The sequence below is a fragment of the Nocardia ignorata NBRC 108230 genome, from assembly GCF_001612905.1.
Taxonomy (GTDB): domain Bacteria; phylum Actinomycetota; class Actinomycetes; order Mycobacteriales; family Mycobacteriaceae; genus Nocardia; species Nocardia ignorata.
The window spans coordinates 181269-199041 of record NZ_BDBI01000023.1; the positions used below are offsets into that span (position 1 = coordinate 181269).

Annotated in this window: 11 protein-coding genes and 1 tRNA gene; 5 read left to right on the plus strand and 7 right to left on the minus strand. The window is 69.2% G+C overall.

Annotated features, from left to right (window positions below):
• Positions 1 to 103 precede the first annotated feature (103 nt).
• Together NI2_RS19335 and NI2_RS19340 are read right to left on the minus strand one after the other, a co-directional pair.
• Positions 104 to 613 (minus strand): DoxX family protein, encoded by a 510-nt coding sequence (locus NI2_RS19335; protein WP_067492532.1) that lies wholly within the window; start codon positions 611 to 613, stop codon positions 104 to 106.
• Entirely contained in the window at positions 610 to 1506 is an 897-nt protein-coding gene (locus NI2_RS19340; protein ID WP_067492534.1) for a sterol desaturase family protein, read from the minus strand. Before NI2_RS19340 ends, NI2_RS19335 begins: the two co-directional genes overlap by 4 nt.
• An 86-nt stretch (positions 1507 to 1592) precedes the next feature.
• On the opposite strand from NI2_RS19340, the gene NI2_RS19345 reads away from it, so the two are divergent.
• Together NI2_RS19345 and NI2_RS19350 are read left to right on the plus strand one after the other, a co-directional pair.
• Positions 1593 to 2195 carry a TetR/AcrR family transcriptional regulator gene (locus NI2_RS19345; protein ID WP_067492536.1) on the plus strand — a complete coding sequence of 201 codons (603 nt, stop codon included), beginning with the start codon at positions 1593 to 1595 and terminating at the stop codon, positions 2193 to 2195.
• Positions 2196 to 2448: 253 nt separating this feature from the next.
• Entirely contained in the window at positions 2449 to 3309 is an 861-nt protein-coding gene (locus NI2_RS19350; protein ID WP_133733956.1) for a DUF6670 family protein, read from the plus strand.
• Between the two features lie 307 nt (positions 3310 to 3616).
• Here NI2_RS19350 and NI2_RS19355 read toward each other — a convergent pair.
• From NI2_RS19355 to NI2_RS19365, 3 genes are all read right to left on the minus strand, one after another.
• Positions 3617 to 3689, minus strand: a tRNA-Arg gene (locus NI2_RS19355).
• Positions 3690 to 3755: 66 nt separating this feature from the next.
• Positions 3756 to 4466 carry a DUF1542 domain-containing protein gene (locus tag NI2_RS19360; RefSeq protein ID WP_174552219.1) on the minus strand — a complete coding sequence of 237 codons (711 nt, stop codon included), beginning with the start codon at positions 4464 to 4466 and terminating at the stop codon, positions 3756 to 3758.
• Between the two features lie 100 nt (positions 4467 to 4566).
• Positions 4567 to 5706 carry an acyl-CoA dehydrogenase family protein gene (locus tag NI2_RS19365; protein ID WP_067492540.1) on the minus strand — a complete coding sequence of 380 codons (1140 nt, stop codon included), beginning with the start codon at positions 5704 to 5706 and terminating at the stop codon, positions 4567 to 4569.
• A gap of 154 nt (positions 5707 to 5860) precedes the next feature.
• On the opposite strand from NI2_RS19365, the gene NI2_RS19370 reads away from it, so the two are divergent.
• Positions 5861 to 7495, plus strand: a complete 1635-nt coding sequence (locus NI2_RS19370) for a long-chain fatty acid--CoA ligase (RefSeq protein WP_067492543.1) — start codon at positions 5861 to 5863, stop codon at positions 7493 to 7495.
• Between the two features lie 99 nt (positions 7496 to 7594).
• Here the strand turns inward: NI2_RS19370 and NI2_RS19375 are convergent, their stop codons facing one another.
• Together NI2_RS19375 and NI2_RS19380 are read right to left on the minus strand one after the other, a co-directional pair.
• Positions 7595 to 7987: an SCO5389 family protein gene (locus NI2_RS19375; RefSeq protein WP_067492545.1), complete on the minus strand. Its 393-nt coding sequence runs from the start codon at positions 7985 to 7987 to the stop codon at positions 7595 to 7597.
• Positions 7988 to 8071: 84 nt separating this feature from the next.
• Positions 8072 to 9103, minus strand: coding sequence for a nitronate monooxygenase (locus NI2_RS19380; RefSeq protein WP_174552220.1), 1032 nt, complete (start codon positions 9101 to 9103; stop codon positions 8072 to 8074).
• Between the two features lie 261 nt (positions 9104 to 9364).
• Here NI2_RS19380 and NI2_RS19385 point away from each other — a divergent pair, with 261 nt between their 5' ends.
• Both NI2_RS19385 and NI2_RS19390 read left to right on the plus strand, forming a co-directional pair.
• Positions 9365 to 10225: a M23 family metallopeptidase gene (locus NI2_RS19385; protein ID WP_225281822.1), complete on the plus strand. Its 861-nt coding sequence runs from the start codon at positions 9365 to 9367 to the stop codon at positions 10223 to 10225.
• Between the two features lie 235 nt (positions 10226 to 10460).
• Positions 10461 to 17738 (plus strand): non-ribosomal peptide synthetase, encoded by a 7278-nt coding sequence (locus NI2_RS19390; protein ID WP_067492549.1) that lies wholly within the window; start codon positions 10461 to 10463, stop codon positions 17736 to 17738.
• The last annotated feature ends 35 nt before the right edge of the window (positions 17739 to 17773 follow it).

A 17773-nucleotide genomic window follows, 5' to 3' on the forward strand; every position in this document is an offset into this window, starting at 1 on the left:
CTGTTCATCGCGTATTGCTATCCGATCCAGCGATGACGGCAAGGCCGATGTGGCGCCATAGTCGTCGTTTCGGGCCAGACGAGTCGAGGACTACGAAATCGGATCAGCGGTTTTTGCGCGGTGCTGGGCGCCAGCACACGGTCAGCAGCAGCGCTGCCGACCCGACGCCGAGGACAGCCGTGATCGCTAGTGCTGCCATGCCGTTGAAATCGATGTCGACAAGATGGTCGGTCGACCACCTGCCGGGTCCGAGCGTGGCGGTCGCCAGGGCCATCGCGGCGAGGACCGCGGTGTACTCCCAGCCCTGACCTGGCCGGAAGATGAAGAACCCGTTGCGCAGGTGCGCGGTGATCAACGCGACCGTCATCGTCGAAACAACGGCGGCCGCGGCGAACGGCGTAAGCAGGCCGACGATGAGGAGCAGGCCCGCCGCGATCTCGGTCGCGGTGGCGAGGGCCGCGTGCAGCTTTCCCGGACGTAGACCGATCGAGGCGAACCAGCCCGCCGTGCCCGCGAGTTTGCCGCCGCCCCAGGCGTGATTGATGCCGTGGGCGAGGACGACTGCACCGAGGGTCAGGCGCAGGATCAGGGCGGCGGCGTCGACGGCGCTCACGCGGACTGCTTGTCCAGCGCGGCACTGCTCGCCCGCTGTGCGGCGGGCTGCCAGCCGGGCGGGGCGAAGACGTAGCCGAGCCGGTCGCGCCACCGGGTCGCTCGGCGAACATCGCCGATGATGTTGCCGTACTCGCGATACTGCAACTTCAGCACGTTGTAGGTACCTACCGGAGTGGTGAGACCGTAGGTAGGCGTGTGCAATTCGGCCTGGAAGGTGCCGAACATCCGATCCCAGATGATCAGGATGCCGCCGTAGTTGCGATCCAGGTACACCGGGTCGCTGCCGTGATGCACCCGGTGATGCGACGGTGTGTTGAACACGAATTCGATCGGGCGCCACATCTTGTCGATCGTCTCGGTGTGGGTGAAGAACTGGTAGATGAGGTTGAAGGCGAACGCGACGTAGATCGTCCACGGTGCGAAGCCGAGCAGCGGCAACGGCAGCCAGAAGATCGCCTCCGACCACGGGTTCCACTTCTGTCGCAGTGCGGTACCGAGGTTGAAATACTCGCTCGAGTGATGGGCCTGGTGCGCGGCCCAGCCGATGCGGACGCGGTGCGAGAAGCGGTGATTGCAGTACCAGGCGATATCGACGACCAGTAGCAGCAGCGGCCAGTACCACCACGCGTCGGTCGGCAGATGCCATGGCGCGAGTTCCACCCACACGAAGACGAACAGCAGCAGCGTCAGCGTCTTGAAGATCAGCATCGCCACGATCGCGCCCATGCCCATGGTGAGGCTGGTTCGAGTGTCGATGGGGGAGTAGGCGCGCGGACTGGAATCCTCGCCCGCGTGACGCAGGCTCGCTGCCTCGATCCCGATCAAGACGAGGAAAGCGGGGGTGGCATAGACCAAGGGGTTGTTGATGTGGTCCCACAGTGTGGACAGCAAGCCGACTCCTTATGTAGACGCTATGGTAATTTACAAAAAAGTAAATTCAACGTCAAGTGGCCGACCGGAGATGATTGGATGGTGGGGTGAGCACAGCCGGAACCAAGGGTGTCCCCCGCGCGCGGCGCGAGCAGTTGATCCTCGATGCCGCGGTGGCCGAGATCGGCCGCACCGGCTATGCCGGTCTCTCGCTGGCCGACGTCGCGCAACGTGCGGGGGTGTCGAAACCGCTGGTGTACACCTATTTTCAGTCCAAGGATCTTATTTATGTCGCGTGCGTGGAGCGGGCTGAGGCCATCTTGTGCGACGCGATCGAATCGGCGATCACCGCAGGCAACGACCTGCTGATGGCGCAGCGAACCCTCGACGCGATCTTCGTCGTGCTCGAACCGCGTCCACACGACTGGACGGTCGTGTTCGACCGCTCCCACCCCGAGGAAGGTCCCGCCGCCGACGCCGCCCGCAGGGCGCGACGCCGCATCGCGGCGCAGGCTGCCCGCGGCGTGGCGGGTGTCCTGGGCGCCGTCGACCTCGCCGACCCAGATGACCTCTCCGCGCTCACCGATATCTGGATGGGCACGGTCACCTCGCTGGTTCTGTGGTGGCTGCGTCATCCGGACCAGACCGCGGCACAGATGAGCGCCCGCAGTCGCCGCCTGGTCGCGGCACTCACCGCTGCCGCTCGCTGATACGCGGGCCGCACTGATATCACTTTCGACTATGGCTGGGTAACCGGGCCGAGGGGATGGAGAGCGAACGATGGTCGACGCGCAACGAATGGCGCAGCGGTTGGTAGGTCTGGTGAATCGAACCGGCCGGGTGAACGGTTCTCCGTTCGATTCCGCCCGACCCATGAGCCCGCCGTCGGGGCGGCTGCGGAACTGGGTCCATTACGGGGTCATGGTGCCCAATCTTCCAGAGCCACACCGGTCATTCGGCGTCATGGCGATCCTCGGCACGCCCGGGGTGACGGTTTTCGCCAACGATCACGCCATCTCGACCACACCGTCCGACACCGTCTACACCTCATCGGCGACGGCGTCCATGATCGACGGTCAATTCCTGGCGCACAGTATCGCCCGCGACTGCGAATTCACCCCGGACGGGAGCCGTCTGCGGTTCGGCGATGAACTCGATATCGCGGGCACCTACCCACACTTCACCGTGCGCAGGACCCATCCCGACGTCACCGTCGAACTCCAGATCGAGGCCACCGACAAGGTGGCCCATTTCGCGAACATCCCCGGTATGTATCGGCATTGGAGCCTGCTGTCGACCTACCGCGGCCATATCGATCACCGCGGCGACCGGATCGACGTCAACGGGTTGTGCACCGTGGAATACGCCACCGGCGTCGGTACCCACAGCATGCTGGCGTCGACGCGGCCCAAGCTGCCGGCGAAGTTCTTCACCTACCATGTACTCAACATCGACGATCGCACGCAGGCGCTGTTGGTCCAGGTCCTCGGACCCTGGGGGTTCCCCATCCAGAAGGCGGTCTACCTGCGCTCGCTCGACAGCTACGGTGGTGTGTTCACCCGGGGGTTCGACTTCCATGTCAGCGCTTACGAACCCCAGCCGCGGCGCACCCCCGACGGCCGCGCGATGCGTCTGCCACAGGCGTTGTCGTGGCGGGTACTCGACGACGATGGCCGGGACTTGATCACCATCGTCGGCACGTCCGGCGGCGACTACTCCTATGGCCTCGGTGCCGGGTTCGTCGGTACCTACGACTACACCGGCACCTATCTGGGCCGCCACATCGTCGGCCGGGCCTACCTCGAGTACATCGACTGCCGCTGATCGAATCCCTACGCTGGGCCCACGGTGGCGGCGAACACCCGGACTCGGGCACACCGGCATGCCGGTGCTCGGCTGGTACTGCGGGGTGGACCTCGAACAGGCGAATGACGATCGGAGGATATGGTGGACGCGGTGTGTGGCGGGATCACAGTGTCCCCCACCTTCGGTACGTCGGTGTGCAGAAGGCGAAGTAACGCTGCGCTGGCCAAGGCGGTGGGCGCGCTGGTGAATTGGGCGCAGGACCGTGGTGGGTCGAACCTGCGATACTGAAACCAGCCCTTCACCTGGAAATGCAGGTGAAGGGTTGTGCCCTCGGCAGGATTCGAACCTGCGACACCCGCTTTAGGAGAGCGGTGCTCTATCCCCTGAGCTACGAAGGCGGGGGGCTCGCTCGGCGGGCCGAGGTGAGTATAACGCGAGGGGTGGGTGGGGGGTGTGGGGCTCGGTCAGAAGGCGGGGTAGGTGCCGGTGTCGTAGCCGGGGTCGGTGAGGTCTGTGGGGGTGGGGGTGGCGGCTTGTCCGGTGCCGTCTTCGAAAGCTTCGGCGTCGTAGCCGATGCCGTGCATGCCGGCGAACAGGGCCGAGAACAACAGGACCGAGCCGGCTCCCCAGGCGCCGGCGAGGAGGGCGGGTTTCCACCAGGGTTCGGAGTACCAGCCCGCGGGGACGGGGCGGCCGGCGACTCGGCCGCCGGGGTAGTAGTGGCCGGTGGTAGGGGAGGGGTGGGGGGAGGCGGTGATGCGGCGGCCGTTGTAGTCGATGGTTCGAGGTTGTTCGACGCGGCCCGCGATGTCCTGGCCGTCGAGGGCGGGGATCGGATCGCCGGGGTCCATGTTCATCGCCTGCCGGGCGGCGCGGACGTAATAGAGGCCTTCGAGCGCGGTGCGGCGAGCGAGGTCGGCCTGGTGGGGTGAGCGCGCACGGTCGAGCTGGGCGGTGGCGGCGGTGTGGCGTTCGGCGGCGTCGGCGAGGGCCTGGTGGGCGGCTTCGTTGCGCGGAGTGAGGGCGTAGACCTGGCCGCCGAGGCGTTCGATGCCCACCCTGGCCTCGGCTCGCGCCTCGTCGAATTCGCGGGCGATCCGCTTGTTCTGCTCGGCGCGCAGGTACAGCAGGGCGCCCACCGATACCACCACGATCAACACCAGCCACCACAGCATCGCACGCCTCATTTCGTCGAGGTGTCGAGATGCCGTCCAGTTTACTGACCGGTTGCGGCGAACGCGCTGACCGTTGTTGATCAGCGCGTTGCCGAATTGCTCACCCGGCGAGATGGCGGGCGATCACCAGGCGCTGGATCTGATTGGTTCCCTCGAAGATCTGCATCACCTTCGCCTCGCGCATGTAGCGCTCCACGGGGAAGTCCTGGGTGTAGCCGTAGCCGCCGAACACCTGGACGGCGTCGGTGGTCACCTTCATCGCGGCATCGGTGGCGGCGAGTTTGGCGACGCTGGCCTGACGCGAATAGGGCAGCCCGGCGTCGCGGCGGCGGGCGGCGTCGAGATAGGTGGCGCGGGCGGTGTCGACGGCGGCGGCCATGTCGGCGAGCACGAAGCCGAGGCCCTGGTGGTCGATGATCTTGCGGCCGAACGCTTCTCGCTCCTTGGCGTAGGCGACGGCCTCGTCGAGCGCGCGCTGGGCGACGCCCGTGGCGACGGCGGCGATGCCGAGGCGGCCCGCGTCGAGGGCGCTGAAGGCGATCGAAAGTCCTTGCCCCTCTTCGCCGATGCGGCGTTCGGCGGGCATGAACACGTCGTCGTAGGCGGCGGTGGTGGTCGGGATGCCGCGCAGACCCATCTTCTCCTCGGGCTTGCCGAAGCTCAGACCCTCGGTGCCCGCGGGCACGAGGAAGCACGAAATGCCGCGCGAGCCTTCGCCGGTGCGCGCGAACAAGGTGTAGAAGTCGGCGCGGCCACCGTTGGTGATCCAGGCCTTGGTTCCGGTGATCCGGTAACCGCCGTCGACGGGGGTCGCGCGGCAGCGCAGCGCGGCCGCGTCGGAACCGGCGTGCGACTCGGAAAGGCTGTAGGCGCCGATGGTTTCGCCCGAGAGCATTCCGGCCAGCCACTGCTGTTTCTGTTCGTCGGTGCCGTAGGTGAACAAGGGATGGCACGACAACCCGTGCACGCTCACCGCCACCGCGACCGCCGCCCACCGGCTCGCCAGCTCCTCGAGCACCTGCAGGTAAACCTCGTACGGCTGCGCGCCGCCACCGAACTCCTCGGGGTAGGGCAGGCTGAGCAGTCCGGCCGCGCCGAGGGCGGGGAAAACGCCCTCGGGAAAGACCCCGGTCTTCTCGCTCTCGGCAACGCGCGGCTCGAGCACTTTGTCGGCGATCTCACGGGTCAGCTCGATCAGATCGCGCGCTTCTTCGGTGGGCAACATGCGGTCAACAGCCATGGCCGTCACATTACGGCGGGGCCCGTCGAACGGTTCGCGCCGACAATGTGTCCGCCGGAATCTTGGCGGGGAGAACCGTTGCCCAGGCCAAACCTTTCGGTAACATCCCGTGTGACGTGGATCATTCCGCGGCGAGGGATTCGAAGGAGCACCGATGCTGAGCACAATGCAGGACGACCAGCTCTCGCTGGCGAAACTGCTCAACTATGCCGCCACTTTCCAAGGCGACTCCACTGTGTCCACCTGGACCGGCGACGGTGTTCGCACCATGACCTACCGCGAGCTCGGCGCGGATTCCGCCCGGCTGGCCAACGCGCTGCGCGGGCTCGGCATCGAAGAGGGCGACCGGGTCGGCACCTTCATGTGGAACAACAACGAGCACATGACCGCCTACATCGCGGTCCCCGCGATGGGCGCCGTCCTGCACGCGCTCAACATCCGGCTGTTCCCGGAGCAGCTGGTGTTCGTCGCCAATCACGCCGAGGACCAGGTGGTGATCGTCGACGGCACGCTGGTTCCGCTGTTCGCCCAGTACCTGCCGAACCTGAAGACGGTCAAGCACGTGATCGTCGCCAACGGTGACCCGGCCGCGCTCACCGCGCCCGAGGGCGTGCAGGTGCATTCCTACCGTGAGCTGCTCGACAGCCAGTCCGCCGAGTTCGACTTCCCCGTCGTCGACGAGCGTTCGGCCGCCGCGATGTGTTACACCTCGGGCACCACCGGCGACCCCAAGGGTGTCGTCTACTCGCACCGCTCCAACTGGCTGCACGCCATGCAGGTGAACTCGCCCAACGGCATGGGTTTCCACGGCGGCGACTACGTGCTCGCGATCGTTCCGCTGTTCCACGCCAACGCGTGGGGCCTGCCGTACGCGGCGCTGATGTCGGGCGCCAACATCCTGATGCCGGACCGTTTCCTGCAGCCCGCGCCGCTGCTGGAGATGATGGCCGCCGAGAAGCCGAGCTTCGCCGCCGCGGTGCCGACCATCTGGGGTGGTGTGCTCGCCGCGCTGGCGGCCGCGCCGCAGGACATCTCGCACCTGCGCACGGCTGTCGTCGGTGGTTCGGCGGTTCCCCCGTCGATGATGCGTGCCTTCGAGGAGAAGCACGGTGTGCGCATTCTGCACGCCTGGGGCATGACCGAGACCTCGCCGCTGGGCAGCGTCGCGCACCCGCCCGCCGGCGTGGAGGGCGACGAGGCCTGGGAGTACCGCTACACCCAGGGCCGCTTCCCGGCCAACGTGGAGGCCCGCCTCGTCGGTGACGACGGCAAGGTCGTCCCCAACGACGGTGAGTCCCTCGGTGAGCTCGAGGTGCGTGGTGCCTGGATCACCGGCTCCTACTACTCGCCCACCGGCGCCGAGGTCGACCCGGACAAGTTCGACGACGGCTGGCTGCGCACCGGCGATGTCGGCAAGATCAGCCCCAACGGCTACCTGACCCTGGTCGACCGTTCCAAGGACGTCATCAAGTCCGGCGGCGAGTGGATCTCCTCGGTCGACCTGGAGAACGCGGTGATGGGCCACCCCGCCGTCGCGGAGGCGGCCGTGATCGGCGTGCCGGACGAGAAGTGGGACGAGCGCCCGCTGGTCGCCATCGTGTTGGCCGAGGGTGCCGCCGCCGAGGCCACCGAGCTGCGTGACTTCCTGGCCGACAAGTTCGCCAAGTGGCAGCTCCCGGAGCGCTGGACCTTCATCGCGGAGGTGCCCAAGACCAGCGTCGGCAAATTCGACAAGAAGCGTCTGCGCGCCCAGTACGCCGAGGGCGAGCTCGAGGTCGTCACGGTCTAGAACGACGAAAGGGCGGGCGCGGAATCGCTTCCACGCCCGCCCTTTCTGCCGTCCAAGCCCCTTCTCGGAGCAAGACCCGCGGCGCCGGCCGCCGAAGATTCAGCAGTTACGGAGCTCGGGACTCTGGTTCAAGAGCTGGGCGCGTGGGCTGATGTAGCGGGTGTAGGTTTCCCCGCCGACCGCCGAGAGCGGGAAGGCCGCGACCCGGTGGCAGTTCTGGAAGGCCAACTTGACCCCGAAGTGGCGTTCCAGGCCACCGCGGATGGCGTCGGAGGCAAGGGCACGCAGCAGCTGGCCGCGGGCCGCCTCGTCCGGCGGCGGGACCCGGTTGTCGGCGTATTCGTCGGTGCCCGAACGTAGGTCATCGGCGACCCGGCTCACCACTTCCCAGGCATAGGGCAGCGACTGGCGGACACAGTCGACGAATTCCGCGTCGTCGATATCGCCCTGTTCGGCGCGTTCAAGTAAGGCGGCGGGAACATCGAGGGACATGGCGCTCTCCTCCTGCTCGAAGTGTTTCGGTGGAATGCGATGCCCGGCCGAGTGTAAACGAAATCCGTTGTCGATAAGCGGGGTTCAGTCCGAAAGGGCGCGGCGCAGCGAGGATTTCGCATCCGACCACAGGGCGGTGACCAGTTCGCCCGCTGGTTGCTCGGGGCTGAGCGAATGTGCTTGCCCGGCCCACAGATTCACCTGATCCGGGTTGCCCGCAGCCCGGCCCTCGGCGCGCAAAGGCGAAGTGGCGTAATGGATTTCAGGATAGGCGGCGGGTGCTCCCGCGGTGTGGTCGGTGAGGAACCCGTTGCGGATGCCGCGCGCACGCCGACCGGTGAAGGCGCGGGTGAGCATGGTCGGTTCGGGGGAGCCGATCGCGCCACGGTGCACCGCGTTGGTTCCGGCTTCCGGGCAGCGCAGCAGGGCCGTGCCGACCTGCGCCGCCCGTGCGCCCGCGGCGAGAACCGCCGCGACCGCCGCGCCGGTCGCGATGCCACCCGCGGCGACGATCGGACGATCGGTGGCGGCGGTGAGCAGTTGCAGCAGGGCGAGCAGGCCGAGGGGGTCGATCGGGTCGTCGGCCGGATCGTCGAGGAAGCACGCGCGGTGCCCGCCCGCCTCGGCCCCCTGGGCGATCAGTGCGTCGGCGCCCGCGTCGAGCGCGATGGTGGCCTCGGCGGGCGAGGTCACCGTCACCCAGACCTCGGAGCCGACGGCGTGCAACCGGTCCACCTCCACCGCGGTGGGGCAGCCGAAGGTGGTCGACACCACCGCGACCGGCTCCTCGACCAGCAGGTCGAGCTTGTCGGCCCACCCGTCGGTGTCGTGCTTGGGTGTGCCGAGCGGAAACTCGATCCCGAGTTCGGCCAGGTAGCCCGCGTAGGAGGCTGGATCGGCGACCGGGCCAGGCGCGAAGAGGTTCACGCCGAACGGTCCCGGGGTGAGCGTCCTGATGGCGGCGATCTGCGCGGCCACCGCCTCGGTGCCGAGGTACCCGGCGGCCAGCTGTCCGAATCCGCCCGCGGCCGACACCGCGGCCACCAATTCGGGAGTGGACGGGCCGCCCGCCATGGGCGCGGCGACGACGGGGACGCGCAAGCTCTCGATCACCATGCCAAGAGTGTGGCCCGGCGAACCGGTGTCCAGCCCCCGCGACACCGTCTGTAACACGCCTCGAACCTGGGCTCGTTACCAATCAACACCCGATTCACCTGGGATTTTGCCACCGAAGGTTGCGGAATGATCACGGCGCGGTACAGTTCACATCACGACGGATGCCGAACCGTTACACATAGTCCGGCATCGGGAGAGATCCCAGGTCGATCGCGAGATCGGCTTCGTACCGTCATTGTCGCCGGACGCTAGGACGAAACCTTGTCGCAGCACCGTATGGGCCCCGATTCGATCTCCGTCAAGGCCCTGCTGGCCGACGGTGGCGCCGGACGCCCCAGCCGGCACCGCGCCGCGCCCTCGCGCACCGAGCGGGTGCGGGCCGCCGCCGGTGCCGCGGTCGCCGCGGGCGCCCTGGTCGGGACCGCCGCGCAGGTCGTCCCCGCCATCGCCTACGCCGCCCCGCTGCTGCCGACCACCCAGGACGACGTCGAGGAATCCGTCGTTCCGGAGTCGGCCCGCGAAGACGTGAACCTCGTCGCCGCGCAGGAAGTCGCCTCCCACGTCGAGGCGCCCGCGCCGGTGCAGGCCGTCGCCGCCCCCATCGCCGCTCCGGTGGCCGCCCCGTTCGGTATCGGCAACCTGCCCCCGGAGATCTCCGGCCCACTGGCGCAGGTCGAAGACATCCTGCAGGGCATCCAGCACCAGGTCGCGCCGCCGCAGGCCGCCCGCCCGGTCGCCGGTCCCATCAGCTCCGGCTTCGGCGCCCGCTGGGGCGCCATGCACAGCGGCATCGATTTCGCCGACAACCTCGGCGCCCCGATCCACTCCGTCATGAGCGGCACCGTCGTCGAGGCGGGCCCGGCCTCGGGCTTCGGCCTGTGGGTGCGGGTGCTGCAGGACGACGGCACCACCGCGGTCTACGGCCACGTCAACGACATGCTCGTCAGCGAGGGTCAGCGGGTGAACGCGGGCCAGGTCATCGCGACCGTCGGCAACCGCGGCCAGTCCACCGGCCCGCACCTGCACCTCGAGATCTGGGATCAGGGCGGCGCCAAGATCGACCCGCTGCCGTACCTGGCTTCCAAGGGCGTTCCGATGGAATGGGGCCCGTCGGCTCACTGAGCGGATATCGCCCGCAAACAGGCACGATCGAGTGACGGTGGTTCGTATGAGCCCCGTCACTTTGCCGTTGAACGGGCAACAGTGACAAAGCCTGCGCCGATACTCCTCTGGGCCCGAGATTCTGGGGGCTACCGGCGCGATCCCGGTATGTGTGTGGACGGTCGATATGATGGCCCGATCTGCACGGTGCGGTTGTGGCCGCGCGTCAGGCTCGATGAGAGGTGAATGATCCCGCATGGAAACTGCCCGTCGTTCTGCCCGCGGTAACCGCCGTCGCCGGTCGAGCAGTCCGACTTTCGGGCAGTTGCTGACCGCCGCTGTCGAGTCGTCGGCCGATCGGGTGGCAGTCCGGTTCAATCCCACCGGCGAGCCCGCCGATCAGCGCGAGCTCACCTATTCGGAGTTCGACCAGCGGTCGGCCCAGCTGGCGCGGGAACTGATCGGGCGCGGCATCGGCCCCGGCGACGTGGTCGCCATCGGCATCGCCCGCAGCATCGAATCGGTGCTCGCGGTGTGGGCCATCGCCAAGACCGGCGCCGCCTACGTGCCGGTCGACCCGAACTACCCGGCCGACCGCATCGCCCACATCCTGTCCGACTCCGGTGCGGTCCTCGGCCTCACCACCACCGCGCACCGCGCGGTCCTCGGCACCACACTGCCGTGGCTCGAGCTCGACGACTCCGCGACCGCCGAACGGATCGCCGCCCAGCCCGCGCACCCGGTGTCCTACGCCGACCGCGTCCGCACGCTCGACGAGCGTCATCCGGCGTACCTGATCTACACCTCCGGCTCCACCGGCAAGCCCAAGGGCGTCGTGGTCACCCACACCGGCCTCGCCCCGCTGGTCGCCGCCGAACGCGAGCACTACGGCGTCACCGCCGACTCGCGCGTGCTGCACGTGTGCTCGCCGAACTTCGACGTGTCGGTGCTCGAGCTGCTGCTGGCGTTCTCGGCGGGCGCCACCCTGGTGATCGCGCCGCCGCAGGTGTTCGGCGGCTTCGAACTGGCCGACCTGCTGCGCCGCGAGCGGGTGTCGCACATGCTCATCACACCCGGTGCGCTGGAATCGGTGGAGGCGGCCGATCTCGGCGATCTGAAGGTCGTCGTGGTCGCGGGTGACAAGTTCGGCCCGGAATTGGTCGGCCGCTGGGCCGTCGGTGATCGCCGCTTCTACAACGGTTACGGCCCGACCGAGGCGACGATCCTCGCCACCAGCACCTCGCCGATGGATCCCGCCGCCCCGGTGACGATCGGTTCGGCCATCGCCGGAATCGGTGCGTTCGTGCTCGATTCGCGGCTGCGACCGGTGCCCGCCGGGGTGATCGGCGAGCTGTACCTGTCCGGTCCCGCGCTGGCGCAGGGCTATCTGAACCGGCCCGCGCTGACCGCGGAGCGTTTCGTCGCGAGCCCGTTCGGCGCGCAGGCGGGCGACGCCACCGCCCGGCTGTACCGCACCGGCGACCTGGTGCGCCGCAGCGAATCCGGTGACGGTGTCATCGAATACATGGGCCGCTCGGACTTCCAGGTGAAGATCCGCGGCTTCCGCATCGAGCTCGGCGAGATCGACAACGCCCTCACCGCGCACCCCGACATCGACTTCGCGGCCACCCTCGGCAAGACACTGCCCTCGGGCGTCACCGCGCTGGTGTCGTATGTGCTGCCGCGCGCGGGCGCCACCCTCGACATCCCCGCCGTCGACGCGTTCCTCTCGGAGTCGTTGCCCGGCTATATGATTCCGGCCGCCATCATGGTGCTCGACCGGATCCCGCTCACCCCGGTTGGCAAGCTCGACCGCAACGCCCTGCCGGAACCGGTGTTCGCCGCGCGCGAGTTCCGCGCACCGTCCACCCCGGTCGAGGAGATCGTCGCCGACGTCTTCGCCGCCCTGCTCACCACCGGTGGCGACGAGGAGATCCGGGTCGGCGCCGACGACGACTTCTTCGAACTCGGCGGCAACTCGCTGCTCGCCGCCCAGGCGGCCACCCGCATCGGCGCCGCGCTCGACACCAGGGTGCCGGTGCAGGTGCTGTTCGAGGCGAGCACCGTGTCGGCGCTGGCCGAACGGGTGGAACGCCACATCGGCACCGGCTCCGGCCAGGAACTCCTGCCCCAGGAGCGGCCCGAGATCATTCCGCTGTCGTTCGCGCAGCAGCGGATGTGGTTCCTGAACCGGTTCGATCCGGCCAGTGCCGTGAACAACATGCCCATCGCGGTGCGGCTGTCGGGCGCGCTCGACGTCGACGCCCTGCGCGCGGCGGTACGCGACCTGGTGACCAGGCACGAGGTGCTGCGCACCATGTACCCGCAGGTCGACGGCGCCGGTCAGCAGCTGATTCTGCCGGTGTCCGATCCGCGCGCGGTGCCGGAGATGGCCTGCGAGCAGGTCACCGAGGAGCAGGTGCCCGGGCTCGTCGCCGAGACCGTCGGTGTCGGCTTCGATGTGTCGCTCGCGCCGCCGATCCGGCTGCGGTTGCTCCGGCTCACCGCGCAGGAGCATGTGCTGATCTGCGTGGTCCACCACATCGCCGGTGACGGTGTGTCGATGGGCCCGCTCACCCGCGACCTGATGACCGCCTATGTGCAGCGCAGCGCGGGGTCCGAACCCCAATTGCCGCCGCTGCGTGTGCAATACGCCGACTTCACGCTGTGGCAGCGCGCCGTGCTCGGCACCGAGGACGATCCGGAGTCGGTGCTGGCGCAGCAGATCGGCTACTGGCGCACCCAACTCGCCGGCCTGCCCGATCAGCTCGCCCTCCCCGCCGACCGGCCGCGCCCCTCGGTCGCCACCTACCGTGGCGCCACCTTCGACTTCCGCATCCCCGCCGACGTGCACGCCGGGCTGGACAAGCTCGCGCACGCCCACAACTCGACGCTGTTCATGGTGGTGCACGCGGCGCTGTCGGCGCTGCTCGCGCGGCTGTCGGGCAGCACCGATATCGCGATCGGCACGCCGGTGGCGGGCCGTGGTGACGCCGCCCTCGACGACCTCATCGGCATGTTCGTCAACACCCTCGTGCTGCGCACCGAGGTGGATCCGGCGATGGGCTTCGAGGAACTGCTCGCCCAGGCCCGCGCCACCGATGTGGCCGCGTTCGGCCACGCCGACGTGCCGTTCGAGCGGCTGGTCGAGCTGCTCGATCCGGCCCGTTCCACCGCGCGGCACCCGCTGTTCCAGGTGATGCTCGCCTTCCAGAACATGGCGCGCACCGCGCTCGAGCTGCCGGGGATGACCGTCAGCGGGGTGGACCTCAGCATCCCGTTCGCCAAGTTCGACCTGCAGTTCGAGATGGTCGAGGACACCGATCGCCACGGCGTACCGCACGGCATCGCGGTCGGCCTGACCTATGCGACCGACCTGTTCGACGCGGCAACCGTGGAAGGTATCGCCGCCCGGTTCGTCCGGCTGCTCACCGCCGTCGTCGCCGACCCGGCGGCCCCGCTCGGCGGGCACGAGCTGATGGAGCAGGCCGAGCTGGATCGAATCCTGCTGGGCTGGAACGACACCCGTCACGAGCTGGCGCCCGCGCTGCTGCTCGACGGTTACCGCCGTGCGGTGGCCGAACACCCCGATGCGGTCGCGCTCGCCTACGAGGGCGCCGAACTGACATACCGGGAGTTCGACGAGCGGGTGAACCGTTTGGCGCGCAAGCTTGTCGCCGACGGCGTCGGACCGGAATCGTATGTGGCGCTGGCGGTTCGGCGTTCGCTCGATTTGGTGGTCGGCATGTACGCCATCGTCACGGCCGGTGGCGCGTACGTGCCGCTCGACCCGGACCACCCCGCCGAGCGCATCGCCCACATTCTCGACACCGCGCAGCCGGTGTGCGTGCTCACCACCACCGCCGACGCGGTCGAGGTGCCTGCCGGAACCCCGGTGATCGCAATAGATACCGTTGCGCTGCAGAACTTCTCGGCCGAACCGCTGACCGCGTCCGAGCTGGCGCGCCCGGTCCTGCCGCAGCACCCCGCCTACGTCATCTTCACCTCCGGTTCCACCGGCAGGCCCAAGGGTGTCGCGGTGTCGCACGCGGCGATCGAGAACCAGATCGCCTGGATGCTCGCCGAATACCCGCTCGGCCCCGGCGATGTGTACCTGCAGAAGACCGCGACCACCTTCGACGTGTCGCTGTGGGGCTACTTCATGCCGCTGCGCACCGGCGCGAAGCTGGTCGTCGCCACCCACGACGGGCACCGCGACCCGGCCTACATCGCCGAAACCATTGCGGCGCAACGCGTCACGATGACCGACTTCGTGCCGTCGATGCTCACCGTCTTCGCCGCGCACACCGCGCCGGGCAGCATTCCCACCCTGCGCGATGTGTTCGCGATCGGTGAGGCGCTGCCGCCGGAGACCGTCGCCGCCGTGCGCGCGGTCTCGGACGCCCGCGTGCACAACCTGTACGGGCCCACCGAGGCCGCCGTCTCGGTGACCTACTGGCCCGCCGACGACCCGGGCCGCGGCTCGGTGCCGATCGGTGTGCCGGAGTGGAATACCCAGGTGTACGTGCTGGATTCGCGGCTGCGTCCGGTTCCCGCGGGTGTCGTCGGCGAGCTCTACCTCGCCGGTGATCAGCTCGCGCGCGGGTATGTCGCCAGGCCGGACCTCACCGCAGACCGCTTCGTCGCCAATCCCTTCGGTGCGAACGCGCGCATGTACCGCACCGGCGACCTGGTGGTCTGGCGCACGCAGCCAGACGGCCGTGGCACGCTGGAATACCTGGGCCGCACCGACTTCCAGGTGAAGTTCCGTGGTCAGCGCATCGAACTCGGCGAGATCGAGACCGCGCTGCTCGGCCGGCCCGCCGTGAGCCAGGCCGTGGCGATTGTCGCGGATTCGCCTGCGGGAGAACAGCTCGTGGCCTACGCGGTGCCGAAGCCGGGCGCCACGATCGAACCGGCACCGCTGCTGGCCGCCATCGGTGAGACGCTGCCCTCTTACATGGTTCCGGCCGCGCTGGTCGCGCTCGACGAACTGCCGCTCAACCCCAGCGGCAAACTCGACCGCAAGGCGCTGCCCGCCCCCACCTTCACCGCGGGCGAGTTCCGGGCACCGGCCACGCCCACCGAGGAGATCGTGGCGGGCGTCTACGCCGAACTGCTCGGCATGGCCCGAGTCGGCGCCGATGACGACTACTTCGCGCTCGGCGGCAACTCGCTGCTGGCCACCCGTGCGATCGCCAGGATCAACGAGGCGCTCGACGCCGACATCAGCATCCGCGACCTCTTCGAGGCCCCGACGGTGACCGCGCTGGCCGCCCGGATCAGCGCGAGCGGTTCCGGCGCACGGCCCGCCCTCGTCCCCGCCGCGCGCCCGCAGCGGATTCCGCTGTCGCTGGCGCAGCAGCGCATGTGGGTGCTCAACCAGGTCGACCCCGCCTCGGGTGCCTACAACCTGCCCTTCGCGCTCCGCCTCACCGGGGGCCTCGATGTGGCCGCGCTCGACGCCGCCATCGCCGATGTGCTCGGCAGGCACGAGTCGCTGCGCACCCGTTTCCCCGCCGCCGACGGCGACGGCGCCTACCAGGAGATCGTCGCGGTCGCCGAGGTGCTGCCCGACGGTCTGGTCGTGGAGACCACCGACGACGCGCTCGGCCGGGTCGCCGAACTCGCGAGCGCCGGTTTCGACGTCACCCGTGAGGTGCCCGTGCGGACGCGGCTGCTCACCGACGGATCGTCGGATTCGCTGCTGGTGTTCGTGGTGCACCACATCTCCGCCGACGGTGCCTCGCTCGCCCCGCTGGCGCGCGACCTGATCACCGCCTATGTCGCCCGCACGGGTGGGCAGAGCCCGGCGTGGACCCCGCTGCCGGTGCAGTACGCGGACTTCGCGCTCTGGCAGCGCGAAGTGGTCGGCGCCGACGACGAGCCGGGTTCGGTGGCCGCCGCCCAGCTCGACTACTGGCGCGGCCAGCTGGCCGGGATGCCGCCGCTGCTGGAGCTGCCGCAGGACCGTCCGCGTCCCTCCGTGCCGAGCCTGCGCGGTGCGACCACCGAGCTGCGATTGCCGGCCGAGGTGCACGAGCAGCTGAATCATCTTGCGCGCGAGCACAAGTCGTCGCTGTTCATGGTTGTGCACGCGGCGCTGGCCGTGTTGCTCGCCCGGCTGTCGGGCAGCACCGACATCGCGATCGGCACCGCCGTCGCCGGTCGTGGTGAGCGGGCGCTCGACGAGCTGGTCGGCATGTTCGTCAACACGCTCACGCTGCGCACCGCCCTCGACCCGGCCGGTTCGTTCGACGAGGCCGTCGACCTGGCCCGCGAGACCGATCTCGGCGCGTTCGCCAATGCCGATCTGCCGTTCGAGCGGGTCGTCGAGGTGGTGGCGCCGGGCAAGGGCAGCGCCCACAACCCGCTGTTCCAGGTGGCCCTGACCTTCAGCAACAACGAGACCGCCGCACTCGAACTGCCCGGCCTCACCGTCGCCGCGCTCGACACCGGGGTGTCGGCCAAGTTCGACCTGCAGGTCGACGTGGAGCCGCGCTACACCGACGAAGGCGCGCCCGGTGAGCTGGTCGCCCTGTTCAACTACGCCACCGACCTGTTCGACGAGGCGACCGTTCGTTCCATCGGCACGCGCTTCGCTCGCATCCTCACGGCGGTGGCCGCCGACCCGCAGGTCCGCGTGGGCGACATCGACATCCTCGACGAGAGCGAACGCGCCCGCTTGCTCGCAGGGGCCGCCCAGGCGCCCGCGCCGACCACGGCGACCGGCGGAACCACGCTCACCCAGGCGTTCACCGCCGCCGCCGAGGACGACCCGGAAGGCCCGGCGCTGGTCTGGGGCGACGAGCAGCTCGGTTTCGAACAGCTCGACGCCCGCTCCTCGCGCCTGGCACGCTTGCTGATCGGGCGTGGCTTCGGACCGGGTTCCGGTGTGGCCCTTGATCTGCCGCGTGGCGCCGACTGGGCCGTCGCGGTGTGGGCGGTGCTCAAGGCGGGTGCGGCGATCGTGCCGTTCTCGCGGGAGACGGCGGCCGAGCCGACGGCCAAGATCGGCATCACCACCGGCACGGCACCCTCGTCGGAGCTCGACTGGGTGGTGCTCGACGATCCCGCCGTGCGCACCGAACTGTCCACGCGGTCGGCCCGCCCGGTGACCTACGCCGATCGCACCCGCGCCCTGCGCGGCAGCGACCCGGCCTTCGTCGGCGCCGAGGGCGTGCGCAGCTACGACGACCTCGCTACGGCGGGCTCGCGGGTGCGTACCGAGGCAGAGCTCACCTTCGAATCACGGACCTTCGCCACCGCGACCGACACCTTCGCGGCCGTCGTCGAACCGGTCGCGGCCGGTGTGGCGGGCGCGTCGATGGTGCTGGTCACCGGCGATCCGTCGGCGGCGCTCGCCGAGGAATGGGTGAGCCACCTGTTCGGTGACCGGGCCGGTCTGGACGCGGTGGACACGGGCGAGCTCGAGGATCTGCGCGCGGTGATCGCCGACGACGCGGCGCCCGGCGACGCGGGCCGAGCCGAGGTGGTCCTGGTACTCGCCGAGCTGAGCGCCGCCGCGGTCTGAAACCATGACCGAGGCAGTTTCGGTGACGGATGAGG